The organism is Clostridium sp. FP1 (assembly GCF_011065975.2).
Taxonomy (GTDB): Bacteria; Bacillota; Clostridia; order Clostridiales; family Clostridiaceae; genus Clostridium_AD; species Clostridium_AD tagluense.
In genome coordinates this window covers 2,826,153-2,852,116 of sequence record NZ_JAAMNJ020000001.1, presented here as the reverse complement: position 1 = coordinate 2,852,116, position 25,964 = coordinate 2,826,153, and the positions used below count along the sequence as shown (strand labels likewise).

Genomic DNA, 25,964 nt, shown 5'->3' with positions numbered 1-25,964 from the left:
CACTACGGCGGTTTACAAATTACCCTCAGTATATTATTATTAAGACGAGTACGCGTAGTATAAATATTTAAGATTAGTAGGAAGGTGTAAGCATGGACATAAAAACATATTTTTCGGAAAAATTATCAGCACTTCTTTTTTTAGAAATTAAGAAGAATAGTAAAATCAATGATTTTGTCATTTCGGATGACATATACTTCCCAGTGAGAACTAATGAGATAATAGAAAAAGTAAAGAAAAAAGAGGATTTTGATAATATACCAGTTAATCTATTTATCGAAGGGATGTTTTATGTTTTAGGAGCAGATGAACACTTTAAATATACTGAAGAGTATAAAAAAATTATAAATACTATTCCAAATTCAATAGGATTTATTAAAGGTGTGGTCTTTAAAGAAATCCAAAATGAAAATTATGAAGAAGCATATATTATTTTAAAAGGGTTATTGACTATAGAAGAAAATACTGAAAATTACGATAAAATTTTTTTGCTCGTGGATAAATTAAGATCCACTAATAGCATGTTCAAGCAGGAACAATTAAAACTTGTAGAAAAGGCTAAAAAAATCACTAATTACAGTAATCCATATCTATATGAGTCATTAGTTTTTAATAGTGAAATGGATCATGATGCAGCGTACATTGCTATAAATAAATATGTTGAAAGTGGTGGAGAACTAACAACAGAGGTAATTGAGCACAAAAGCAATTTAAAAACTATAGCAAGTTTTCAAAAGGCAAAGGAACTAATACCCACAAGTCCTAAAGATGCACTCCAAATTTTAATACCACTAATGGAACAATTAGGAGATAGACCAGATATATATTATCACAGTGCTGTAGCTTATAGAATTCTACAAAATTATGAGAAGGCTATATACTATTTGAATGAGGCAGTAGCAATAGAAAATGATTTAATTGAGGTAGTAATTGAGTATGGAATTAACTATGCATGTCTTGAAAATTACGAGCTTGCCATAAGGTATTTTAGGGAGGCATTTGAGGTTACAAAATCCATAGAGGTATGTACAAATCTTATTATGTGCTATATAAATATTAAAGACTTTGATAATGCTAGAGTGCATTTAGATATGGCTAAAAAAATAGCTCCACTAGATGAAATCGTAATTCAGTTAGAAGATCTATTGGCCGATAGTAAATAATTGTGATATTTAGATGGTATTGTAAAAAAAAGCCAAGTAAAAAAGGCTTTTTTTTGCGCAATAACTCAATTTAATATTTTTTATAACGTTATTAAATAAATATCATGGAAAGCATTAAAGAAAATCAAAAAATAACCGAAGAAAATAGCAATGTATTTATGTGAGGAGTGTTTTAAATTGAAAAAAATTTTATCGGTAATTATATTAACAGTCAGTCTTATTATTTTATGCCCAAAATCTGCATCAGCTTTGGAAAAACCTGTTGTATCATTTATTGGAGTTTCACATTCACCATTAATAGAAGGTGACAAAGAGAAGTTTTATATAACTTCCAAGAATGCACAGGAAGTTCAGTATAAAATATTTTTATATGAAGAAAATACAAAGCTATGGACAGAACTTACATCAGGTTATACAGGATTTATAAATGCACAAATTCCCTATGAGATAAGCCCCCAAAAAATATTTAAGTTAGGAAAGTACAAAGTATCTATTTGGGCAAGAGCAAAAGGTTCAAATGCAGATTATGATAGTTTTTACATAGCAAATCTAAATTGTGTTAATAGAGATGATAATAATAGGGTATATTTAGATGGAGATATTCAAACTTCCAAAGACGAATACATGTTGGGTGACAAGGTTGAAATAAATGGCATCGAAAATATTAGTGGTATGCAAGCACCCTATAAATATAAGTTAAATGTTTATAACGCCACAAAGAATCAATGGACAACCCACCTTACCGATTATTCTGAGGGCAAAATCCTGTGGCAGCCTACGGAAGTAGGGATATATGTTATAGATGTTTGGGCTATGTCTGCAAATTCTACACTTTGGGCTAAAGTTGCTAAGGATACTCATGCAGCAGCCTATGAAGGCTGGAAGTTAAAAGTAATAAATATTACTAAGTCTAATACTAGTTTAACAAATTATAATTATTCCCTAGATAATATAACAGATATTCAGTATGGACTAAAGGCTTCAGTAACAGATACATCAGGTAAATGGATACTGGCTAATAGGAATGAAATAAAGTACTATATGGATCCTAGAAATTTTTTAAATGGAGAAGGAAAGTATCAGTTTTTAAAACTAAATTATACTAAAGGAATTTCTGTTAATGATATTAATAGTGTTTTGCAAGGCAAAGGAGTATTAAGTGGAAAGGGACAAGCATTCTCAGATTCTTGTGCAACATATAATGTTAGTCCGGCATATTTGATATCACATGCTTTTTTGGAAACTGGATATGGTAAATCTAGTTTAGCAAGTGGAGTTATAGTAACACAAGTAAAGGGGAAACCTGTATCTCCTAAGGTAACCTATAATATGTTTGGTATTGGGGCATATGACGCAGACCCTACAAGACTGGGTAGTGAATATGCATATACAAATGGTTGGTTTAGCGTTGGACAAGCAGTTGATGGGGGCGCAAATTGGATTTCTAAATATTATATCAATAATTCGAGTAATAGCCAAAACACCTTATATAAAATGAGATGGAATCCAGGCATTGCAGGAACACATCAATACGCAACGGACATAGGTTGGGCTAATAAACAAACAAAAAGTATAAAAACTATTACGGATAGTTTTTCAAATAGTAATTTGTATTTTGATGTTCCTAATTACATATATTAAATCATCTCCTGCGGAGCTGTAATTAACGACTTCAGAAGAATATTTAGTCTCCCACTTATAGAAGTGGGAGACTTCCTTCTGAAATGTCGTTAAATTTGTAATTTAATAAAAATAAAGGACAACCAGCAATTATTAATTGCTCTGGTTGTTCTTTATTTTTGCAGCACCGCAGATGATGATTTAACCAGATTAAACAGCTATATGTTGAGAAAATATAAATAAATAGTTAATAAACTCCATTTAATTATACAAAAACAAGGTTTTAGGATATAATAATACATGCAAAGATATCTCATAATAGAAGTAGAAAAAATATGTTGAATAATTTTAGAAATGAGGTAAAATGATTAAGGAGAATGGCAAAGGATTTAAAACTAAATAGAGGATGTGAACTTCATGAAAACTGATAGAAGGGTTTTTGCGGTGGATATTGTTTGTGTTTTGGCATCATTATATATATCTCTACTGTTGAAATTTGATTTTAATATCCCCGGTAAAGACCTTCAATTTTTTAAACTTTCAATTGTTCCAGTGCTAATTTTAATAATAGGCTTTAATAAAATATTCAAATTGTATCGAAGTATATGGAAATATGCTTCTATCAAAGAGTTGTTTTCTATAGTATATTCAATATCCCTGGCAAATGTAGCATTTGTAATTTATAGTTATTTAGTTAGTTATATCTTATTTAAAAGTGCCTACTATAGATTCCCTTTTACTGTGCATATTATATTTTGGCTTCTATGCATAATTACCTTAGGTGGAATTAGAATCATATATAGAATATCAGAGCAAAAAAAAGGTGAAAATAAGCAGTGTGATAATAACGTAAACATTCTTATTGTAGGTGCGGGCGATGCAGGTGCACTTTTAGTAAAAGAGATTAGTAAGCATAGCGAACTTAAATATTATATTGTTGGATTAATTGATGATGATTCTTCTAAAAAGGATAAAATAATCAATGGCATTAAGGTATTAGGTGGTAGAGATAAGATAATTTCTATTTGCCAGCAAGAGGCCGTTGAGGAAATAATTATTACCATGCCTTCAGCAGATTTTAAAACCAAAACAGAAATACTAAACATCTGCAAAAAGACTAAATGCAAGTTAAAAACAATTCCTGGTATTTATGAGATTGTAGATGAAAAAGTAAACATTAGTGAGCTTCGCGATGTAAATATTGAAGATCTTTTAGGAAGAGATCCAGTTAAATTAAGTACCGAAGATATTGATAAATATATTAAAGGTAAAACAATATTAGTTACAGGTGGTGGAGGTTCTATAGGTTCTGAACTATGCAGGCAAATTGCTAAGTTTAACCCTAAAAAACTAATAGTTTTGGACATTTATGAAAACAATGCTTATGACTTACAGATGGAACTTAACTACGAATTTCCGCAGTTAAATAAAGAGTTTATTATTGCATCTGTTAGAGATATTGATAGATTAAAAGAAATTTTTGAAAACCATAAACCGGATGTAGTATTCCATGCAGCGGCTCACAAACATGTGCCACTTATGGAGAATAACCCAGCAGAAGCTATTAAGAATAATGTAATAGGAACTTATAATGTGGTAAAATGTAGTCATGAAGCTGGTGTTAAGAGATTTGTTCAAATTAGTACAGATAAAGCGGTAAATCCTACAAATATTATGGGAGCCACTAAGAGATTTTGTGAGCTCATAATTCAGGCCTTTGATACAATTAGCGACACTGAATATGTGGCTGTAAGATTTGGTAATGTTTTAGGAAGTAATGGTTCAGTAATACCATTATTTAAAAAACAAATAGCTCATGGGGGACCGGTAACAGTTATGCACCCTGATATAAATAGGTTCTTTATGACAATACCAGAAGCTGCACAATTAGTAATTCAAGCTGGAGGCATGGCAAAGGGTGGAGAAATATTTGTTTTAGATATGGGTGAACCAGTAAAAATAGTTGATTTAGCAAGAGGGTTAATAACTCTTTCAGGGCTTGAACCAGATGTAGATATAAAAATTGAATTTATTGGACTAAGACCAGGAGAAAAACTTTATGAAGAGCTTCTTATGGATGAAGTAGCATTAACATCCACTTCACATAATAAAATTTACGTTGAAAAACCTATTGGAAATGATATAGATTTTATTGAAAAATCTATTGAGGATTTTAAAAATGTGGTAGGAAGAGATAAAGAAGCTGTATTTGCTTTAATGGAAGAAAAAGTTCCTACTTATAAAAGGAAGATGAACTAAAAAAACTGATTTAATTAGACCTTTAAGGTTATAGGAGGTAATAAAATGTCTCAATATAAAGACGAATTATTGTTAAAATTAAAAAACAAAACAGCTAAACTTGGTGTAGTAGGCCTTGGCTATGTGGGATTGCCGCTAGCTGTAGAAAAAGCTAAGGTAGGATATGAAGTAATAGGCTTTGATGTTCAAGATAAAAAGGTTCAAATGGTAAATGAAGGACGTAATTACATTGGCGATATTGTAGATTCAGATTTAAAGGCATTAGTGGAGGAAGGAAAATTGAAAGCAACTACAGATTTTAGCTTTGTTGCTGACGTTGATACAGTATGTATTGCGGTACCTACACCACTAGATTTATATAAACAACCAGATTTATCATATGTAGTGGATTCAACTAAAAGTGTAGCTAAATATTTGCATAGGGGAATGCTTGTAGTACTTGAAAGTACTACATACCCAGGAACAACTGAGGAAGTTTTAAAACCAATTCTAGAAGAATCAGGTTTAAAATGTGGAGTTGACTTTTTCCTCGCATTCTCTCCTGAACGAATTGATCCAGGTAATAAAGAATTTAATACAAAAAACACTCCAAAGATAGTTGGAGGATGTACTAAAGAATGTACCGAAGTTGCAGGGATGTTATACAGAAGTGTGCTAGAGGGAGATATAATGGAAGTGTCTTCTCCAGCAGTAGCTGAAATGGAAAAAATTCTTGAAAACACTTTCAGAAATGTAAATATAGCGCTAGCAAATGAAATGGCTATTTTGTGTAAAAGAATGAATATTGATATTTGGGAAGTAATAGATGCAGCGAAAACTAAACCATATGGTTTTATGCCATTCTACCCAGGTCCAGGACTTGGTGGGCATTGTATACCACTTGATCCATTCTACCTTGAGTGGAAGGCAAAAGAGTTTGATTATCATACAAAGTTAATAGAAGCTTCAGGTATAATTAACGATTATATGCCTGAATTTGTGCTTGAAAATGTTATGAAACTTTTAAATGGTCAAAAAAAGGCACTAAATGGAGCAAAAGTTCTTCTTATGGGTGCAGCTTATAAGAAAGATATAGATGATATGAGAGAATCACCAACATTAAAGGTTATTGATCAATTAGAAAAGAATGGTGCAGACATTATCATAAACGATCCATTTATCCCAAAATTCAGCCATAAAGGCAAAGAATACATAACTGTAAATTGGGAAAAAGAAATAACAAATGCAGATATAGTGATAATAACTACGGATCATAGTTCTTACGATTATGAACAAATTGTAGCTAAAGCTAGTTTATTATATGATACTAGAAACGCGACAAAGCATGTTGTAAACAATAGAGAAAAAATTAATAAACTTTAAGAGTAAATGAAATAATGCGCAAAAAAATTATGGCATGCAAACATTGTAAACTATTTTATAATGTTGCATGCCAAAATTCTAACAAACCATCAAGGAGGAATTTAAATGAAAAAATTAAAGGTAGCAATAATAGGATGTGGGAGAATATCTTACAAACATATAGAGGCTATAACTCAAAATAAGTCAGAAATCCAGCTTACAGCAGTTTGCGATGTGGTGGAAGATAATGCATCTTCCAAAAGAGATGAGTACATAAAAGCACTAGGAGAAAATGCTGATGTAAAAGTCTATACAGATTATAAAGAAATGCTTGAAAAAGCTGATATAGATATGGTTTCTATAGCTACTGAAAGTGGATATCATCCGGAAATAGCTATATATTGCATGAATAGAGGTAAACATGTACTTGTGGAAAAACCCATGGCGCTATCTACTCAAGATGCAGATAGAATGATTCAGTGTGCAAGTAAAAACAATGTAAAACTTTGTGTTAGTCATCAAAATAGATTTAATGAGCCAATACAAAAGCTCAGAGCAGCAGTGGAAGAAAATAGATTCGGAAAATTAGTTAATGGAACAGCAAGAATCCTTTGGAATAGAAATATGGGATACTACACTCAAGCACCTTGGAGAGGAACATGGGAACTGGACGGTGGTACACTAATGAATCAATGTATTCACAATATTGATTTATTACAATGGATGATGGGCGGAGAAATAGACACTGTTTATGCCCAGTGTGATACTTTCCTTCGAGATATAGAAGCTGAAGATTTTGGAGCAATAATGATAAGATTTAAAAATGGAGCTATAGGTATGATTGAAGGTTCTGCTTGTGTATATCCTAAAAATTTAGAAGAGACATTAAGCATCTTTGGTGAAACTGGTACAGTTTGTATAGGAGGACTTGCAGTTAATTCAATTGAAACTTGGAAATTTGCGGATAATATAGATACTGAGCAGGAAATATTAAGTCAGCAGAAAGGCGACCCAGATTCAGTATATGGCTTTGGACATACACCACTATATAAAGACATGGTAGATGCTATAAATATGGATAGACAACCTCTCATAAATGGAGAAGAAGGTAAAAAAGGTATGTCTATTATACTTGCTGCTTATAAATCAAGACTTACAGGGCTTCCAGTTAAATTCCCAATGGGAGAGTTCTCAACAATGCAAATGAAAAAATAATTTTAGAAATATCATATGAAAAGGAGTTAATTTCATGAATTATGTTTCAGAGAAAAGCAAAATTGGCAATAATGTAACAATGGGACATTTTGTAGTAATAGATGATGAGGTAGTTATAGGAGATAATTGTGTTATAGGTAGTAATGTGGTTATACACACTGGAACTAATATTTCAGACAACGTTAGAATAGATGATAATACGGTAATAGGTAAACAGCCTATGAGATCCGTAAACAGCATTTTCAAAGATGAAGAAAAATTGCTTCCAGCTAAAATAAGTGAAGGTTGCCTTATAGGGGCAGGGGTAATTATTTATTGTGGTTGCACAATTGGAGAGAAAACACTTATTGCGGACACTGCTGTAATAAGAGAAAATGTAACCCTAGGTTCAAAAACAATTATTGGTCGCGGAACAACTATTGAAAATTTCTGTAGCGTTGGGTCTAACTGCAAAATACAAACTAATGTATATTTAACTGCTTATTCCCAGGTTTGCGATTATGTATTTATTGCCCCTTGTGTTACAACTTCTAATGATAACTATGCGGCCCGTTCTAAGGAAAGGTTCGGAAAATTTAAAGGAGTAACTATAAAAAAAGGCGGAAGAATTGGAGCTGGAGCAGTTATTCTCCCAGGTAAAATCATACACGAAGATGCTTTAGTAGCAGCAGGTAGTGTAGTTACAAAAGACGTGGAAGCAGGAACAATAGTAGTTGGAAATCCTGCTAAAGTGCTTCGAGCTGTACCAGAGGATCAATTGCTTAAAAATCAATAAAAGGAAGTAAATATGGGAAATTTTAATTTTAGAAATTTAGAAAAAAATGAATATGAAATGTGGGATGCATTTGTAGACAAATCTCCACAAGGATGCATATTTGCTAAAAGCTTTTGGTTAGATGCAGTAGGTTCAAAGTATGATATACTAGGCTGCTTTGATAAAGGCGATAGAATGGTTGCAGGTATGCCCATAACTCAAAATGAAAGTGGATATATAACTATGCCAAAGCTTACCCAAACCTTGGGCATAGTTTTTACTGATTTTTCAGAAATGAAGTATGTAAAAAGAATTTCTAAAGAAAAAGATATAATTATGGATTTTGTAGATAATATTCCTAAATTTAAAAATTTTGATTGTTCATTTCACTATAATTTTACTAATTGGATGCCCTTTATGTGGAAGGGGTATAATGAGCAAACCAGGTACACTTATGTAATAGAAGGTATTCAAAATATAGAAGTGGTCCGGGGTGAGTTTGCAGATAAAACTAAGTCAGTTATTACTAAAGCAGTAAATCATAATTTAAAGGTTATGGATAACTTGACTCTATCTGATATGTATAGTATGCTGAAAAAAACTTTTGATCGGCAAAATATGAAGGTGCCTTTTGATTTTGAGTGGTTTGGGAGATTTGATGCTATAATAAATAAAAACAATGCAAGAAAGATGTTTTTCACAGTGGACGCACAAAACAATCTTCATGCTGCGCTTTATCTTGTGTATGATAAAAACTGCGCATATTATCTATTGGGTGGTGCAGACCCAGAATTTAGAAGTAGTGGAGCCATGTATTTAAATGTGTTTGAAGCTATAAAATATTCTGCGGGCTTTACGGATAAATTTGATTTTGAAGGTTCGGTAGTTCCACAAATAGAAAGCATGTTTCGATCCTTTGGAGCTACGCAAAAACAATACTTTAGAATAATTAAAAATAATTCAATCATTCTAAATATGAAACAAGATATAAGAAAATACGGAAAAATCATACTTAAAAGGGGATAATTATGTATAAGAATAAAAGGTTTCTTGCTATTATTCCAGCAAGAGGTGGTTCAAAAGGTATACCAAATAAGAACATCATGTCTATATGTGGTAAACCACTTATAGCTTATACAATAGAAGCAGGAAAGAAATCTAAATACATAGATGAAATAATTGTATCAACAGATAGTGATGTCATAAAGGTAATAGCACAGCAGTATGGTGCTGTGGTTCCTTTTTTAAGACCAGAGGAATTATCAAGTGATAGTGCAAAATCTATAGATGTGGTAATACATGCAATAGATTTTTATAAAAATAATAATATAGCTTTTGATTACGTAATATTATTACAGCCAACATCACCCTTAAGAACTTTTGAACATCTGGATAAAGCTATAGAAAAAATTATTGAGTCTAACAGAACTTCATTAGTTAGTGTTTGTGAAGCTGAGGAAAATCCTATTCTTATGAGAAATATAGAAAATGATAAATTAAAAGAAGTCATAAGTTTTGAGGGAACAAATCTAAGGCGTCAAGACTTACCTGCTTTTTATATATTTAATGGTGCACTATATCTAAATTCAACAGATATGTTAGTGGATGAAAAGAAATTTGTTAATGAAGATACAATCCCTTATGTAATGGACAAGGAAAGTTCTGTAGATATTGACACAATGCTAGATGCAAGACTTGTAGAACTGATAATAAAGGAGAGTATGGATGTTTAAGATAGAAAGTAAAGTTATAGGCGATGGAAATCCAGCCTTTATTATTGCAGAGGCTGGGGTTAATCATAATGGAGATATAAATATAGCAAAAAAGCTGGTGGATGAAGCTGTACTTGCGGGAGTTGATGCTATAAAATTTCAGACCTTTAAGACTGAAAAATTAGTTACTGAATATGCAGACATGGCAGAGTATCAAAAGAATAATATAGGCAAAGATGACTCCCAGTTTAATATGTTAAAGAAACTAGAACTTTCATATGAAAATTTTAAAGAAATACAAAAATATTGCATACACAAGAAAATTATGTTTTTATCTACACCTTTTGATTTTGAAAGCGCTGATTTTTTATTATCCATTGGTATGGAGGCTTTTAAAATAAGTTCAGCGGATTTAACGAATATTCCATTTTTAGAGCATATAGCAAGATTTAATAAACCTATAATTTTATCTTCTGGCATGGCAACACTATCAGAAATAGAAGATGCAATAAATGCAATTTATTGTATAGGGAATAAAGAAGTAGCGGTGCTCCATTGTACTTCAAATTATCCAGCTAAACTTCAAAGTGTTAACTTAAATGCAATGAATACCATAAAAAATGCTTTTAAAATTGTGTCGGGGTATTCTGACCACACACAAGGGATAACAGTAACTATAGCCGCAGCTGCTATGGGAGCAAATATAATTGAAAAGCATTTTACCCTAGATAAGGACATGGAAGGTCCAGACCATAGTGCATCTCTCAGTCCTCTAGAGCTAAAAGACATGGCTACAGCAATCAGAAATGTAGAAATGGCACTTGGAAGTGGTATTAAGATGTACAATGCTAGTGAAGTAGATACTATGAAGGCAGCCAGAAAAAGTATAGTAGCTGCTAGAGATATAAATGCAGGAGAGAGTATAAGTTTAATAGACTTAGATTACAAAAGACCAGGAACTGGGCTTTCGCCTAAATTCTATTTGGATATTGTTGGTAAAAAAACTAACAGAGATATTAAAATGAATGAGCAAATAGCCTTTAATATGGTGGAATAAAAATGAGCCAAATTACTTCATCTTGAAATAGGATAGGAGATTAAATATGAAAAGAAAAATAGCAGTAATAACGGGTACGAGAGCAGATTATGGTATATTTTATCATGTTCTTAAAGAAATAGAAAAACATGTGGCATTGGATCTTAATCTTATTGCCTGTGGTATGCATCTATGCCCTGAATTTGGCATGACTATAAACGAGATAGAAAAAGATGGTTTTGAAATAGCAGATAAGTTTGAAACAATTCTGGCTTCTGACACAGGCGCCTCTATGGCTAAATCTATAGGGCTTTCCATTATAAGTATGGCACAGTGCTTTGATAGAATAAAACCAGATGCGGTATTAATACTTGGTGATAGAGGAGAAATGCTTGCGGCAGCCACTGCAGCTATTCATATGAATATTCCTGTGGCTCATATTCATGGAGGGGAAGTAACTGGAACCGTAGATGAATCTGTAAGACACGCTATAACTAAACTTTCGCATATTCATTTTCCCGCTAATGAGGATAGCAAACAAAGAATCCTTAAACTAGGTGAGAGGGAAGAAAATATTTTTGTAGTAGGGGCTCCAGGTCTTGATTACATTAAAAAAACAGTGTTTTTATCAAGAAGTGTAATGCTAGAAAGATTTAAATTAGAAGATGATAAGATATTTTTACTTACCCAGCATCCAGTAACTACAGAACGTGACATGGTGGAGTGGCAAATAAGAGAAACACTAGATGCGATTGTAGAACTTGGGTATCAAACTATAGTTTCATATCCAAACAGTGATAATGGCGGACGTGAAATTATAAGGGTTATTGAGGAATATAGAGCTAAATATCCTTTCTTAAAGGTATTTAGAAATTTAAGTCAAGTAGAGTACCTAAGCTTTTTAGAAATAGCAGATGTAATGATAGGGAATTCATCTTCAGGTATAATTGAAGCTCCTAGCTTTAAGTTGCCTGTGGTAAATATAGGATCAAGGCAGGGTGGAAGATTAAGAGCCTGCAATATAATAGACATACCTTACGGTAAAGATGCTGTAAAGGCAGGAATTAAAAGCGCACTAGAAGATGAGAGCTTTAACAAACAATTAGAAACCTGCATAAATCCTTATGGTGATGGTAATGCCAGTGGTAAAATAGCGCAAATTTTAAGTGAGATAGTCCTAGATAGGGAACTTATACAAAAAAGAATAACTTACTAGTTGGGGTGATATTATGGAGAAAATCGTACTTGTAGGTGCAGGTGGTCATTGCAAGGTTATTATAGACATTATAAAAAGTACTTCTAAATATGATATAGTGGGTGTAACGGACAAAGCTTATGCATGTGGTGAAGCAGCCCTTGTATTAGATATACCTATAATAGGTGATGACAGCATTTTAAAAGAGCTATACAATACTGGAGTAAAAAATGCCTTTGTATGTGTTGGTGCACTTCAAAATATTGTGCTTCGAGATAAGATATACATGGAACTTTTGGCTATAGGCTTTACTATACCCGCACTTATACATAAGGGTGCAATAGTTTCTCCTTATGCAAATGTAGCCTTTGGAACTTGCGTAATGGCTGGAGTCATAATTAATCCAGGTGCATTCATAGAAGAGAATTGTATAATAAACACTGGTGCAGTAATCGAGCATGATTGCAAAGTGCAAAGAAATACCCATATCTCACCTAGGGCTTGTATAGCCGGAGGGGTGAATGTTGGCTGTAATACTCATATAGGTATGGGTAGTTCTATAATTCAATCAGTACAGATAGGGAACAATGTAATTATAGGAGCTGGAACCGTGGTTATTGAAAATATAGTAGATAATGTAGTTGCAGTAGGAATTCCAGCAAAAATTATAAAGCGCAGGTGATATTATGAAATTTTCAATTGATAAATATTGTATAGGAGCTAGTTCTACAATAAAAGAAGCTATGGTGGTTATAGATAAAAACTTAACTGGTGGAGCTCTAGTTGTAAATGAAAATAATGAACTGGTGGGGACTATTACAGATGGTGATATTAGGCGGGCTATACTTAAAGGCTCTAGTATAAGTGATAGTATAGAAAACACATATTTTAAAAATTTTAAATTTGTAACAGAAGAGCATAGTAAAAAGAAAGCAAAAGAATATATGCTAAGCAATAAGATAAGACAGGTACCTGTTATTGATAAAGATAAAAAACTTATAGACTTATACTTTTTAGATGATATAATCTCTTATGAGAAAAAGGATAATTATGTTTTTATTTTGGCGGGAGGTCTAGGCACTAGGTTAAGACCTTTAACAGAAACAGTACCGAAACCTATGCTAACAGTTGGCGATAAACCCATATTGGAGCTTATAATAGAACAATTTAAAGAATATGGTTTTAGAAACTTTATTATTTCACTTAATTATAAAGGAGAAATAATAGAGGATTACTTCAAAAATGGAAGTGAATTTGGGGTAAAGATAGAATATATTAGAGAAACTAAAAAACTAGGCACAGCAGGTTCAATAGCTCTCGCAAAAGAAAAATTCACAAAACCGTTTATAGTTATAAATGGCGATATACTAACAGGAATTGATTTTGAAAAATTATTAAATCATCATATAAAAAACAACTTCAATATAACAGTGGGCGTTAGAAATTATGAAATTAATGTTCCTTATGGAGTATTAGTTACGGATAATATGCTTATAGAGTCTTTGGAAGAGAAGCCTACATATAAATTTCATATTAATGGCGGAGTATATGTGGTTAATCCTGAAATTGTAAAATACATAAAAGAAGATGAAGTTTACAATATGACTGATTTAATAGAAGATGCAATGAATAATGATTACACGTCAGGTATATATGAGATAACTGAGTATTGGAAGGATATAGGTCAAATAGAGGACTATAGAAAGGCCAACACGGATATTCATAAATTTTTTAAACTATAAGAAAAGGGGTAGATGAAATGAATTGGCAAGGGAAAAAAGTTTTAGTTACAGGTGCAGAGGGATTTATAGGAAGTCATTTAACAGAAAGATTAGTGGAACTTGGAGCAGATGTTACGGCACTTGCCCAATATAATTCTTTTAATAACTGGGGATGGATTGACACTTTTGATAAAAAGACTAAAGATAGCATTAAAGTTGTTACTGGAGACATAAGAGAATATGATGGAATGAAAAGAATTGTAAAGGGGCAAGAAGTGGTGCTTCATCTTGCTGCACTAATTGCAATTCCATATTCTTATCTTTCACCTATGGCCTATGTAAGAACAAATATAGAAGGCACTACTAATGTTTTAGAAGCCTGTAGAGAATATGACGTTGAGAAAATTGTGCATACCTCGACGTCTGAAACCTATGGCACAGCTCTTTATGTGCCAATTGATGAAAAACACCCAATGCAGGGTCAATCTCCATATTCAGCATCAAAAATAGGAGCAGATAAGATGGCAGAAAGTTACTATAAAAGCTTCAATATGCCAATAGCTACTCTAAGACCCTTTAATACTTATGGACCAAGACAATCAGCAAGGGCTGTAATTCCAACAATAATATCACAGATATTGGCAGGTAAAACAGAAATTAAACTTGGAAGTTTAACTCCAACTAGAGACTTTAATTTTGTAAAAGATACTGCAGAGGCTTTCATAAAAGTTGCTGAAAGCAAAAAAACTATTGGTGAAGTTATAAATGCTGGTTCAAACTATGAGATAACAATAGGAGACACAGTTAAAAAAATAATAAGTATAATAGGAAAGGACGTAAAAATCCTTTGTGATGATGAAAGACTAAGACCAGAAAATAGCGAAGTTAATAGATTATGGGCTGATAACACTAAAATAAAAGAATTAACAGGCTGGAAGCCGAGTTATAGTATAGATAAAGGTCTTGAAGAGACAGTTGAATGGATAAAAAATAATATGCAGTATTTCAAAACAGACATATACAACGTATAAAATAAACAGGAGGTTTTTATTGTGATACCATTATGCATACCAGAAATTAGAGGCAATGAGTGGAAATATGTAAAAGACTGTATAGATACTAATTGGGTATCCTCAGTAGGCAGTTACGTTAATTTATTTGAAAAGAGATTTAGTGAATATGTTCATAGCAAAAGTGCAGTAGTTACTAATAATGGTACTGCAGCACTTCAATTAGCATTAGTAACTCTAGGTATAGGTGCAGGAGATGAAGTTATAGTTCCGTCATTAACCTTTATATCTCCAATAAACACTATAAAATACGTAGGTGCTGAGCCTGTATTTGTAGATGTATGTAGAGATACCTTTGTTATGGATGCTGAAAAGATAGAAGCGTTAATAACACCTAAAACAAAGGCTATAATGCCAGTACATATTTATGGTCATCCTGCAGATATGGATAGGATTATGGAAATAGCACAAAAGCATAATCTGTTTGTTATAGAAGATGCCACAGAAGCATTAGGATCTACTTATAAAGGCAAAATGGCTGGCACCATAGGACATATGGGTTGCTATAGCTTTAATGGAAATAAGCTTATAACTACAGGAGCAGGTGGAATGTTTGTAACTAACAATTTAGAATATGGAAATAGAGCAAAATTCTTATCTACTCAAACAAAAGTAGTTACTGAAAACAAAGCTTTCTACCATCCTGAGGTAGGATATAATTTTAGGATGCCAAATCTTCTTGCTGCTTTTGGAGTGGCTCAACTTGAAAATGTTGAAGAATATCTAAAGGTAAAAAAAGAAAATGCAGTTTATTACAATGAATTTTTAAGTGAGGCTCATGGAATTACCTTACCAATAGAAAAAGATAATGTAGAAAATTGTTTTTGGCTATACTCAATCTTAGTTGAAAAGGAGTATGGTATTACTCGAGATGAACTTATACAAAAATTAAATGAAGAAAAAATAGAAGCAAGACCTTTCTTTATGCCTATACATGGTATGCCACCATACAGTGATTGTACACATGGAGATTTAAGTGTTACTGGTGAACTTTATGAGCGAGGAATAAATCTTCCAAGTTCTGTAGGCCTTAAAAAAGAAGATATTGAAGCAGTGTGTAATATTATTAAAAAATACGCAAAATAAAATTTAAAAATAACAGATAGGGATACTGGTCCATATTATTTTAAAGATATATTAATATGGACCGGTATTATTTATCATTGTAGTGCATAAAAAATAGATTGCTATAGCACTAGTTATTTTTAAAATAGGCAATATGAAATATTAGTAAGGGGATAGAAATTTGAATGCTTTAGTTAAAAAAATATATAGCAGCAAATTAGTGAAAAGTGGAATATGGTACACTATAGGAACATTTTTCCTACAAGGTATAGGGTTTTTAACGCTTCCTATTTTTAATAGACTGCTCAGTCCCACAGAAAATGGTGTAATTACAATATACACTACCTATGTTGGTGTATTTACTATTCTTATTGGTATAGGCCTTGAATCGGCTGTTTCTAGAGGGAGATTTGATTTTAAAGAGGACTATGAAGAATTCTTATCTTCTTTACTTTTTCTGGCTAGTATAACCTTTGTAATATGGCTAACAATTGGAATTATATTCAAAAATCCTATCTCAAATATGATAGGAATAAAGCCAGATTTAGTAATTCTACTCATTGTACAAAGTTTTTTCGGTTTTGTACTTAGCTTTGCCAGCACAAAATATTCTATTGAATATAAGTATAAGAAATTTTTATTTATTTCTATAACAAGTACGCTAATAAACGTTGCTTTATCAATTGTTTTAATAATGGGATTAACTAATAATAGATATTATGGAAGAATCAAGGGCGGAGCGTATGTTACAATAATTTATGGAGTAATACTATATGCTATATTTATGATTAAAGGCAGAAAGTTAATAGCTTTAAGATACTGGAAGTATGCACTACCTATTTCTCTTCCTATGATTTTTCATCAACTTTCATCAATAGCATTGACTTCTTCTGATGCCGTAATGATAAGTAAAATCGTAGGTGATGCTGAAACGGGTATTTATGGATTTGCATATAAAATGGGACTCATAGTAAGTATTGCTTGGGCTGCATCTAATAAAGCTTGGGTACCTTGGTTTTTTGAAAATATGAAGGAAGAAAACTATGATGAAATTTCGGAAAAAACAAAGTATTATATAATTTTATTCTCATTTATAACCTTTATTTTAATTTTTATATCTCCAGAAATAGCAATGATTTTAGGTACAAAAGCATATTCACAAGGAATAGGACTCGTACCAATCATAATGATAGGTTATTACTTTGTTTTCTTATATAGTCTACCAGTTAATTTAGAGTTTTACACAAAGAAAACTAAATATATAGCAACGGGAACATTTATGGCTGCAGTAGCTAATATAGTTTTAAATCTGATTTTTATTCCCAAATTTGGATATGTAGCTGCTGGGTGGACAACTGTTGTATCATATTTATTGCTTTTTTTGTATCATTATATAATAGCTTTAAAAATATCTGACGTAAGAGTCTTTAATGTTATGCACTTTATATATGGGATTTTGTTTATAGCTATATCTAGTGGGATTTTTTATTTCATTAAAGACATATGGGTTATAAGATATGGTATAATTACCATGGTTTGTTTAATAACAGTTTTTAGCTTTAAGAAGAAAATTGGTGTTCTTTTAAATAGATAATCCAATGACATATAGTAAAAGGAAAGTGATATAAGTTGAATACGTTAATATATACAAATGAGTGTAAGGAAATGGTAAGTAGCAATGGAAAAGTTGATATAGATAAATATTTAGTTAGTTCAAATATCGATGGACGCTCATTTTGCTTTCTTAAGTTTTTAGAAAATCAACAAATTGATGGGAAGCAAATGGAGGATTTATGCAGCTATGATGGTATTCCATTATATTATTTCAATAGGCCAACAATATTTTTAAAACTAAAAATATTAATAACCAGTATAACTATTCTTCAAAGAGTTACACTGGAATATGGTAAAGATTTTTTAGTCCAAACAGATAATGAAATTATGAAGATGGCAGCTGAAAAAATATTTAAATTAAAAACTAGTGAAGCTACGAAAGAAAATAGTGATAAAAAAAATAGTGGGTTAAACAATAAGTATAAGCTATTTCACAGACAATTCTCAGGGGCTCTGCAGTACTTAAGGTTTAAAATGATTAAAGGCAAAAGCTCAAATATGCTTATATGCTCTCATGCAGGTTCACTGAATTTAGTGCAAGATGCCCAAGCAAACAATCGCTATTATGATACTCAAATAGGTCTTGTAACTGAAAAATGTAGAAGTAAATTTAATGTGTTAAATCTTCAACTATTAAATAGTGTAGAACTAATAGATAAAACATTTAATTGTAATGAGAAGTTTGTGCCTTTTGAATTATTTATTGCTTATAAGAGATTTATAGGTGAAAAGCTTATAGATAATTCAAAGTATAAAGATGAACTTAGCAATCTTTCGAGTTTTAATTATCAGTTTGAGGACTATGACTTAAAAGAACTTATGCTCTGTTATATTTTAAAGGATTTAAAACATCAATCTAAGTCTTACTTAATAGAAACCTTATCTGCAGAAAGGTTTCTAAGTAAGAATAAAATTGAAAGCTGTTTGATTATTGATGAAGGTGACAGAGGTCGATGCTTTATTATTGCTGCAAATAGACTAGGTATAAAAAGCTTTGCATCGCAACATGGAGTAATTAATAAAAATTCACCTGCATATGCAATAATATCAAAATTTGGGCAGCTAATAGTTCCTAAAGCTACTTTTTTTTGGGGGGATAAATATAAGCAGCTCCTTTTAGAAAATTCTAACACTTATAATGAAGAAAATATAAAAGTAGTGGGTCAAGTAAGAACAGATTTTTTAGTTAATAGAAAATATAATGATTCAGAATTAAAAAAAGAAAGTATAAAAATTTTGTATTGTACTCAATATTTTGTAGATTTACTAGAACCAGCAACAATAATGTTATTTAAAGCATTGAATTTGTTAAAAGAGCCTTATGAACTTATAATTAAGCTTCATCCCATTGATTTATATTATGACTTCTACACGTCGAAAATAGAGGAGTATAATATAAATAATGCTAAAATCCTAAAAGATGGTGACTTATATGATCTTATTAATTGGAGTGATGTTATTGTAAGTGTTCATTCTACAGTTGTTGTTGAGGGAGCCCTTTTAAATAAGCCATCTACATGTATTCTACTTCCAAAATATAATGATGCAGGAGGTTTTGTTCGTGATGGTGTTTCAGTTGGTGTAAGCAATGAATTTGAATTAGCAAAAACACTAGTAAAACTAAAAGATATTGATATTAAAAAGGATGGAGGTATTAAGCAATACCTAGATGAAAATTTCTATAAAGTAGACGGTAAGGTTAGTGAAAGAATTTTTAATATTGTAGGTGAGTAAGTTATGAAATTTTTAATCGTTTATGAAAATGAAAAATTTAAAAATCAGATAGAGTATGCATCACAGATATTATTTAGTAATTACTGCGTTGAATATTGCATTGTACCATATTCAAAATTTAATCCTACAGATTGCAAATGTGATTTAATTATTTATTATGGAAACAATTTAGAATGTGGCTTTGCAAATATAATTGTTACGCAGGGTTCTCTTTTTGGAGAAAATTATTTACATAAATATTCCTTGCTTAGTAATGTTGAATTTTATGAGGGAATACCGGTATTCTTTACTAATAAAGTCTGTGATCTTTACATCAAAGAAAAGCAAGAAAAAATAATATTTAATATTGACATTTTTCAGACCATATTTTATTTTTTAACATGTTATGAAGAATTTGTTTTTGATGAGTACGATGATAAAGGAAGATTTAATATAGTGAATTCTATTTTACATAAATTCAATTTGCTATCACGACCAGTGGTTAATGAAAATATATATTTGTTTATTAGTGTTTTAAGTGGAAGATTTAATATGGCCATTGAAAAAAAAGATTTATGGAAGGGGAGTGAATATGCAGTAATGTTATCTCATGATGTTGATATCATTACACAGCATCTATCCTTTAAAAGAGAAATAAGATTATTACTTAGTATGATTTTAATTGATAGAAAGCCAAGGCAAGTATTTAAAAGAATAAGTGATTTTATTAATATTAAAATACTAAAAGTACAGAAAGATCCCTTCGATACTTTTGATTACATTATGAATATGGAAAGGGAGAAAAAATTTAAATCCAGCTTTTACTTTATGGCAGATAGAAAAACTTATGATTTGAAAAGTAATAGAGTAAAAGAAATTTTTAAGAAAATATTGGACAATGGATGTGAGATAGGATTTCATCCAGGACTTAATACTTCTAATGATAAAGAGAATTTTAAAAATCAACTTGCCATATTAGAAAATAATATAGAGGATACTTTTGTTTTGGGGGTTAGGCAGCATTATTTAAGTTTTCATAACTCGAGAACATGGGTTATTCAAGATGACTGTAAGTTGCAATATGACTCTACGGTATGTTTTCCAGAACAGGCAGGATTCAAGGTAGGATACTGTTTGCCTTATCGGACTTATGACTTAACCAATAATTCATCTTTAGATTTAATTGAAATTCCATTAATATTAATGGAGGGAAGTCTTTTTGATTATATGAATTTAAATTATGAGGAGTCTGTGGAATATATTAAAGAACTTATTTTTCAAGTGAAAAAATATAGTGGAGTTTTTGTTGTATTATGGCATAATTCAGCTATAACAAGCCAATATAATAAAAATTCAAAACAAGTGTTCAAGTGGTTATATTCATATTTTGAAAAACAAAATTGTATTGTCCAAAGTGGAATTAACATTTATAAAATGTTTTTAGGGCAAACTTATATAAAGTAAACATGAACAATTCATAATTATTCAATACATTATAGGAATACCAGGAGGTAATAAATGAATTTACTAAAGGATATTAAAGATGGGTCAAAAGAATATTTAGATTATTTATTAAAATATAAAATGTTAATTTTAGTAGCATATTTAGTTTGTCAATTAGGTATATATATGCTTATAGGAAAAACCAATTATTTTATATTTGCAGCTAGTTTTTTTACAACAATATTTATAATTAGTTCATTAGTTTTAATGTTAAAGGATTCAAAAACTGCCATACTAATATATAATATTTCTATACCAATACTGCCTATGCAGTTATACTTATTAAATAGATTGAATCAAAATAGTATTGGTGCTACAATGTATTTTGTGTATTTTATATTTTTAATGATTGGTATAAGAAAAGAAAAATTGAATTTTAAAAAGATTAATATAAAAAGCAAATATGGAATAGTTACTATAGTATATTTTTTCCTATGTGCTATTGCCCTAATTTCATCATTACGAAGTGCATATAAATTTGAAGCATTTAGATTAACATTTATCGGAGTCATATTTATGATTCTTTATAGTTTAATATTGATATGTTTAGAAATAAAGGAACATGATTTTTATAAAAAGATTATTTTGTTTCTATGTATAGGAGTTGCAATATCAGGAATACCAGATACTTTTATAGCTCTATATAGTCTAATATTGAGTGGGGAAAACACTCACCTCTATGGAGTATTAGGCAGTAATTTTATGCTTGGATATACTTTGATGGTGCTTCCATTTATATTAATATATGCTGTTAACAAAGAAATTTCAGGCAAGTATAATTCTATATATAAGTTACTGTTACTAGTTGAGATTGTTAATTTATGTACTCAAAGATCTAGAGGTATATTGGGCGCATTAATAATAGCCTTTGTAGCTATTATTATAATAGATTATAAAAATTATAAAAAATATTTAATAGTATCCTTAGTAATACTAGGTTGCATTACTTTTAATGTATCCCAACGAGGTGAAATGACAGAAATAACGGAATCCATTGTAAATTCTGGAGTGCCTAAAGTTGAAGGAAATACAGGAAGTGATAAAGGATTCTTTTATCAATTAGGTGAGCAGGCTCGGAATAGAAGTCCTATCTGGTCAGCAGCATTTAGAATGATAGAAGATCATACTTATGTTGGTGTAGGCCCAGCTAATTTTAAGTATTATTTTCAATCATATGCACCGGAACTAAAAAAAGCATACATCGATGCTCATAATATATTTTTAAATGTAGCTGCTGAATTTGGGGTGCCTTTTGCACTAGTATTTTTCTTTTCTTGGTGGGGTACCATGTTTAAATCTTTAATATATGGATTTACTAAAAAGAAAAAATATAATAAAAGCATTATACTTCCTACATTTATAGGCATGACCTCACTTATGGCATATGGTAATGTTACAGGTCAGGCATTCATTACTTCAAAGCATCCTATAAGCGTGGTTCCAGCATTTGTATTAATTAGTTTAGTGACTATTTTATTAATAACAGTAAAAGAACAAACTATTTCAAATAACTAAAAGTAAATTGAGGTGTTAAAGTGAGTAAAAATGTGTTATCAATATTGTATTTTTTTCCACCCATGGGCGGAAGCGGAGTCCAAAGAACTTTAAAATTTGTTAAATATATGCCGCAATTTGGATATAATCCAATAGTTGCAACTATTAAGGCTGGTCATAATTTTGCATATGATGAAACCTTGCTTTTAGAAGTACCAAAAAGTGTTGTGGTATATAGATCAAATTCTGGAGAGACCTTATGGGTTAGAAATATAATTGAAAAATTAAGCGCTATAAGAAAACCTAAAGTTGCATCAAACGAAGATAACAAAAACAGTAGTAGCACTACTGTATCAAAGCAAAGTTCACCAGGCCTCAAAGAAAGAGCATTTAGGTTCATTGAGCTTAATTTGTTAGTACCTGATAGTAAAATAAGATGGTATAAACATGCAGTAAAGGATGTTTACAATATTTTAAAAAAGGAAGATATTCAATATATTTTTTCATCCTCATATCCATATACTGTACATTTGATTGCGCTACAAGCAAAGAAAAAAACAAATCTGACCTGGGTAGCTGATTTTAGAGATCCATGGATAGGAAATTCACCAATGACTGTGGGTCATTCAGAAAAGAGAAAGAAAAAAGAAGAAAAACTTGAGGCAGAGGTTGTAGCCTATGCTGATAAAATAATTATGGTTACAGAACCTATATGTGAAAATTACAAAAAAAGATACCCTCAGTATAAGGATAAATTTGTTACCATTACTAATGGTTTTGATGCTAATGATTTTGAAAAAGTGAAAGTTGTTAAAGAAGAAAAATTCACTATATGTTACAGTGGTATTGTGGCAAAAGGACAAACACCAGAAACACTCTTAAAAGCAACAGAGCGATTGTTTAATGAAGATGATGAGTATAAAAACAACATAAAAATAAAGTTTATTGGATTTATATTAGATGAATACATAAATCTAATTGCAGCATCGAGTATTTATGAAAATTTCGAAAAAATTGATTATATGCCTCATTCTCAGTGCATCTCACATATGAAGGGTGCAGATATTAATTTAATAATACTCTCAGATGAAGATGAGAGCAGAACTGTGTTTAGCGGTAAAATTTTTGACTATATAGGATCTCAAAGACCAATTTTAGGGATTATGCCTTCAAATGGTGTAGCTTCAAATTTAATAATAGATAAAGAAATTGGATATTCATATGATCATGGGGATGTAGATGGTGTTTACAATTTTATAAAAAGTAATTATGAAAAATGGAAAAACAAAGAAGATACCAATACTAATGCCGCAGAAAAATGTGTGGAATTTGAAAGAAAAAATTTAACAAATCAACTAGTGAATTTATTCCAGTAAATTTATAAATTAGTTATACTTTTTAAGATATTATAGAGGAGAGGAAAATCTACATGAATATTCTTCAAATGGTTAAAGCTTATGGAAGTTTAATTTTTGGGAAACAAGATTATTGGCACCCAGATATGATAGCCAATAAGAACTGTAGTTTAAAGAAAATTGACCAATATTATGTTGACACAAAACCTAAGCATAATTACATTGGTAAGATGGATGAAAATAATATACCTCTTTTAGAAATGGATGGAACATATTATTATTTTCCAGTAACTATTGCGCAGTATGCCTTAGGAAATTTTGATAAATATATAGAGACGAAAGATAAAAAATATTTTGATGTTGTTATAATTTGTGCAGAATGGTTTGTAAAAAACCTGCAGGAGACATCAAAAGGTGTCTATGGATATGCTAATGATTATGACAAGATGACCTATGGGCTTCATAAGCCTTGGTTATCCTCATTATCACAAGGACAACCTATGTCTGTTCTTGCAAGATGTTATTCTGTAACAAAAGATAAAAGATATTTAGATGTTTGTGAAAAACTTCTTATATCTTTTGAAGTTAAAAGTGAAGATAAAGGAGTGCTTGCGCTACTCAGTAACGGATATTTTTACGAAGAATATCCATCTAAAGAGCCTTCTTTTGTATTAAATGGATTGATTTTTTCACTTTGGGGATTATTGGATTTTAATATTGTATCCAATAATAAAAAAGCTTTAGAATTATATAATAAAGGTGAGAAGACGCTTTGTGATAATTTACCCTTATTTAATATTAAAGGAATAAAATGGTCGAGATATGACTTATATAATTTTAAAATTCATAATATAACAAGTGTTTTTTATCATAAGCTTCATATAGAACAGCTAAAATCAATGTATACTTTAACAAATAATGATTTATATCGAGAATATTATATGGCTTGGGAGAAATCCAAAAATAATATAATTATATATATTATTGCCACATTATATAAGATTGCACATAAACTTTCTGTAAGAAATCAAAGCAATTATGTGCCATCAATTTCAGACAAATAAGGATAAAAGGTGAGATTAGATGAAAATATTAACGGTAATTGGGGCTAGACCGCAGTTTGTCAAAGCATCAATGGTTTCTAATGCTTTGAGAAAAAATAATAATGAAATTATAATACATACAGGGCAACATTATGATGATAACATGTCTAAAGTTTTTTTTGAAGAATTAGATATCCCAAAACCGGATTATAATTTAAATATATGTTCCGGAAATCATGGGTATCAGACAGGAAATATGCTTATAAAAATTGAATCAGTGCTACAAAAAGAAAAACCAGATTGTGTTTTAGTTTATGGAGATACTAATTCTACTTTAGCTGGTGCGCTAGCATCAAGTAAAATGTTGATACCACTTATTCATATAGAGGCTGGACTTAGAAGTTATAATATGACTATGCCAGAAGAACAAAACCGTATTCTTACGGATCATATATCAAATATTTTATTTGCACCTACAAAAACTGCTGTTAGCAATTTAAGTAAAGAGGGAATAGTTAAGAATGTATACAATGTAGGCGATGTTATGTATGATTCTATATTACATTTTAATAAAATTGCTGAAAAAAAAACCAACATAATGAATATACTTAACTTAAATAAAGAAGAATATATATTAGCTACTATTCACAGAGCTGAAAATACTAATGATTTCAATAGATTAAAAAACATCGTAGAAGCATTGAATGAAAGTGAAGAAAAAATAATACTTCCACTACATCCTAGAACTCAAAAGTATATAAGTGAATACGGATTGTCTTTTGAAAAAAATGTTCAAACTATTCAATCTGTTGGTTATTTAGAAATGGTGATGCTAGAGAAGAACTGTAAAAAGATAGTTACTGACAGTGGTGGAGTACAAAAGGAAGCATTTTTTCTTGACAAGCCTTGTATTACGCTTCGAGAAGAAACTGAATGGATTGAAACCGTAGAAAATGGATGGAATATACTTGTTGGAGCGGATAAGTTGAAAATAAAAGATGCTATTTTGCAATTTAAGTGTAATGAACCTAAGAATGGATATTTTGGATTTGGTGATGCAGTAAAAAAAATTGTTGATATTATAGGATAGA

Annotated in this window: 21 protein-coding genes; all 21 read left to right on the top strand. The window is 30.8% G+C overall.

The features are described from left to right. Window positions 1-92: 92 nt before the first annotated feature. The 21 genes from G9F70_RS13785 to wecB all read left to right on the top strand — a co-directional run bounded on the left by G9F70_RS13785 (window position 93) and on the right by wecB (window position 25,963). Window positions 93-1,163 carry a tetratricopeptide repeat protein gene (locus G9F70_RS13785; RefSeq protein ID WP_164943538.1) on the top strand — a complete coding sequence of 357 codons (1,071 nt, stop codon included), beginning with the start codon at window positions 93-95 and terminating at the stop codon, window positions 1,161-1,163. Window positions 1,164-1,340: 177 nt separating this feature from the next. Then, window positions 1,341-2,804, top strand: coding sequence for an N-acetylglucosaminidase (locus G9F70_RS13780; protein ID WP_164943537.1), 1,464 nt, complete (start codon window positions 1,341-1,343; stop codon window positions 2,802-2,804). 396 nt (window positions 2,805-3,200) lie between these two features. Next, window positions 3,201-5,042, top strand: a complete 1,842-nt coding sequence (locus G9F70_RS13775) for a polysaccharide biosynthesis protein (protein WP_164943536.1) — start codon at window positions 3,201-3,203, stop codon at window positions 5,040-5,042. 45 nt (window positions 5,043-5,087) lie between these two features. Then, complete coding sequence (locus G9F70_RS13770) at window positions 5,088-6,404, top strand: nucleotide sugar dehydrogenase (RefSeq protein ID WP_164943535.1); 1,317 nt, start codon at window positions 5,088-5,090, stop codon at window positions 6,402-6,404. A gap of 105 nt (window positions 6,405-6,509) precedes the next feature. Then, entirely contained in the window at window positions 6,510-7,598 is a 1,089-nt protein-coding gene (locus G9F70_RS13765) for a Gfo/Idh/MocA family protein (protein ID WP_164943534.1), read from the top strand. 34 nt (window positions 7,599-7,632) lie between these two features. Further along, complete coding sequence (locus G9F70_RS13760; RefSeq protein WP_164943533.1) at window positions 7,633-8,373, top strand: acyltransferase; 741 nt, start codon at window positions 7,633-7,635, stop codon at window positions 8,371-8,373. A 12-nt stretch (window positions 8,374-8,385) separates the two neighbouring features. Next, window positions 8,386-9,378 carry a methicillin resistance protein gene (locus tag G9F70_RS13755; protein WP_164943532.1) on the top strand — a complete coding sequence of 331 codons (993 nt, stop codon included), beginning with the start codon at window positions 8,386-8,388 and terminating at the stop codon, window positions 9,376-9,378. Window positions 9,379-9,380: 2 nt separating this feature from the next. Continuing rightward, complete coding sequence (locus tag G9F70_RS13750) at window positions 9,381-10,085, top strand: cytidylyltransferase domain-containing protein (RefSeq protein ID WP_164943531.1); 705 nt, start codon at window positions 9,381-9,383, stop codon at window positions 10,083-10,085. Further along, on the top strand, window positions 10,078-11,121 hold the full coding sequence (gene neuB / locus G9F70_RS13745) for an N-acetylneuraminate synthase (RefSeq protein WP_164943530.1): 1,044 nt from the start codon (window positions 10,078-10,080) through the stop codon (window positions 11,119-11,121). The genes G9F70_RS13750 and neuB overlap by 8 nt, the downstream gene beginning before the upstream one ends. A gap of 46 nt (window positions 11,122-11,167) precedes the next feature. Then, complete coding sequence (neuC, locus tag G9F70_RS13740; protein ID WP_164943529.1) at window positions 11,168-12,316, top strand: UDP-N-acetylglucosamine 2-epimerase; 1,149 nt, start codon at window positions 11,168-11,170, stop codon at window positions 12,314-12,316. 13 nt (window positions 12,317-12,329) lie between these two features. Then, window positions 12,330-12,977, top strand: coding sequence for an acetyltransferase (locus G9F70_RS13735; protein WP_164943528.1), 648 nt, complete (start codon window positions 12,330-12,332; stop codon window positions 12,975-12,977). Window positions 12,978-12,981: 4 nt separating this feature from the next. After that, on the top strand, window positions 12,982-14,037 hold the full coding sequence (locus G9F70_RS13730) for a nucleotidyltransferase family protein (protein WP_164943527.1): 1,056 nt from the start codon (window positions 12,982-12,984) through the stop codon (window positions 14,035-14,037). Window positions 14,038-14,054: 17 nt separating this feature from the next. Next, the gene (locus G9F70_RS13725) at window positions 14,055-15,047 is read left to right on the top strand and encodes an NAD-dependent 4,6-dehydratase LegB (RefSeq protein ID WP_164943526.1); all 993 of its coding nucleotides are present in this window, start codon (window positions 14,055-14,057) and stop codon (window positions 15,045-15,047) included. Window positions 15,048-15,068: 21 nt separating this feature from the next. After that, the gene (locus G9F70_RS13720; protein WP_164943525.1) at window positions 15,069-16,172 is read left to right on the top strand and encodes a LegC family aminotransferase; all 1,104 of its coding nucleotides are present in this window, start codon (window positions 15,069-15,071) and stop codon (window positions 16,170-16,172) included. Between the two features lie 160 nt (window positions 16,173-16,332). After that, entirely contained in the window at window positions 16,333-17,745 is a 1,413-nt protein-coding gene (locus tag G9F70_RS13715; protein ID WP_164943524.1) for a lipopolysaccharide biosynthesis protein, read from the top strand. Between the two features lie 35 nt (window positions 17,746-17,780). Next, window positions 17,781-19,499, top strand: coding sequence for a CDP-glycerol glycerophosphotransferase family protein (locus G9F70_RS13710; RefSeq protein ID WP_164943523.1), 1,719 nt, complete (start codon window positions 17,781-17,783; stop codon window positions 19,497-19,499). A 3-nt stretch (window positions 19,500-19,502) separates the two neighbouring features. Further along, a complete protein-coding gene (locus G9F70_RS13705; RefSeq protein ID WP_164943522.1) occupies window positions 19,503-20,942 on the top strand; it encodes a polysaccharide deacetylase family protein in 1,440 nt (479 codons plus the stop codon). 54 nt (window positions 20,943-20,996) lie between these two features. Next, a complete protein-coding gene (locus G9F70_RS13700; RefSeq protein ID WP_164943521.1) occupies window positions 20,997-22,496 on the top strand; it encodes an O-antigen ligase family protein in 1,500 nt (499 codons plus the stop codon). A 20-nt stretch (window positions 22,497-22,516) separates the two neighbouring features. Beyond that, a complete protein-coding gene (locus G9F70_RS13695; RefSeq protein ID WP_164943520.1) occupies window positions 22,517-23,851 on the top strand; it encodes a glycosyltransferase in 1,335 nt (444 codons plus the stop codon). A gap of 53 nt (window positions 23,852-23,904) precedes the next feature. Next, window positions 23,905-24,894, top strand: coding sequence for a D-glucuronyl C5-epimerase family protein (locus G9F70_RS13690; RefSeq protein ID WP_164943519.1), 990 nt, complete (start codon window positions 23,905-23,907; stop codon window positions 24,892-24,894). Between the two features lie 19 nt (window positions 24,895-24,913). Next, on the top strand, window positions 24,914-25,963 hold the full coding sequence (gene wecB / locus G9F70_RS13685) for a non-hydrolyzing UDP-N-acetylglucosamine 2-epimerase (protein WP_125003113.1): 1,050 nt from the start codon (window positions 24,914-24,916) through the stop codon (window positions 25,961-25,963). Window position 25,964 lies beyond the last annotated feature (1 nt).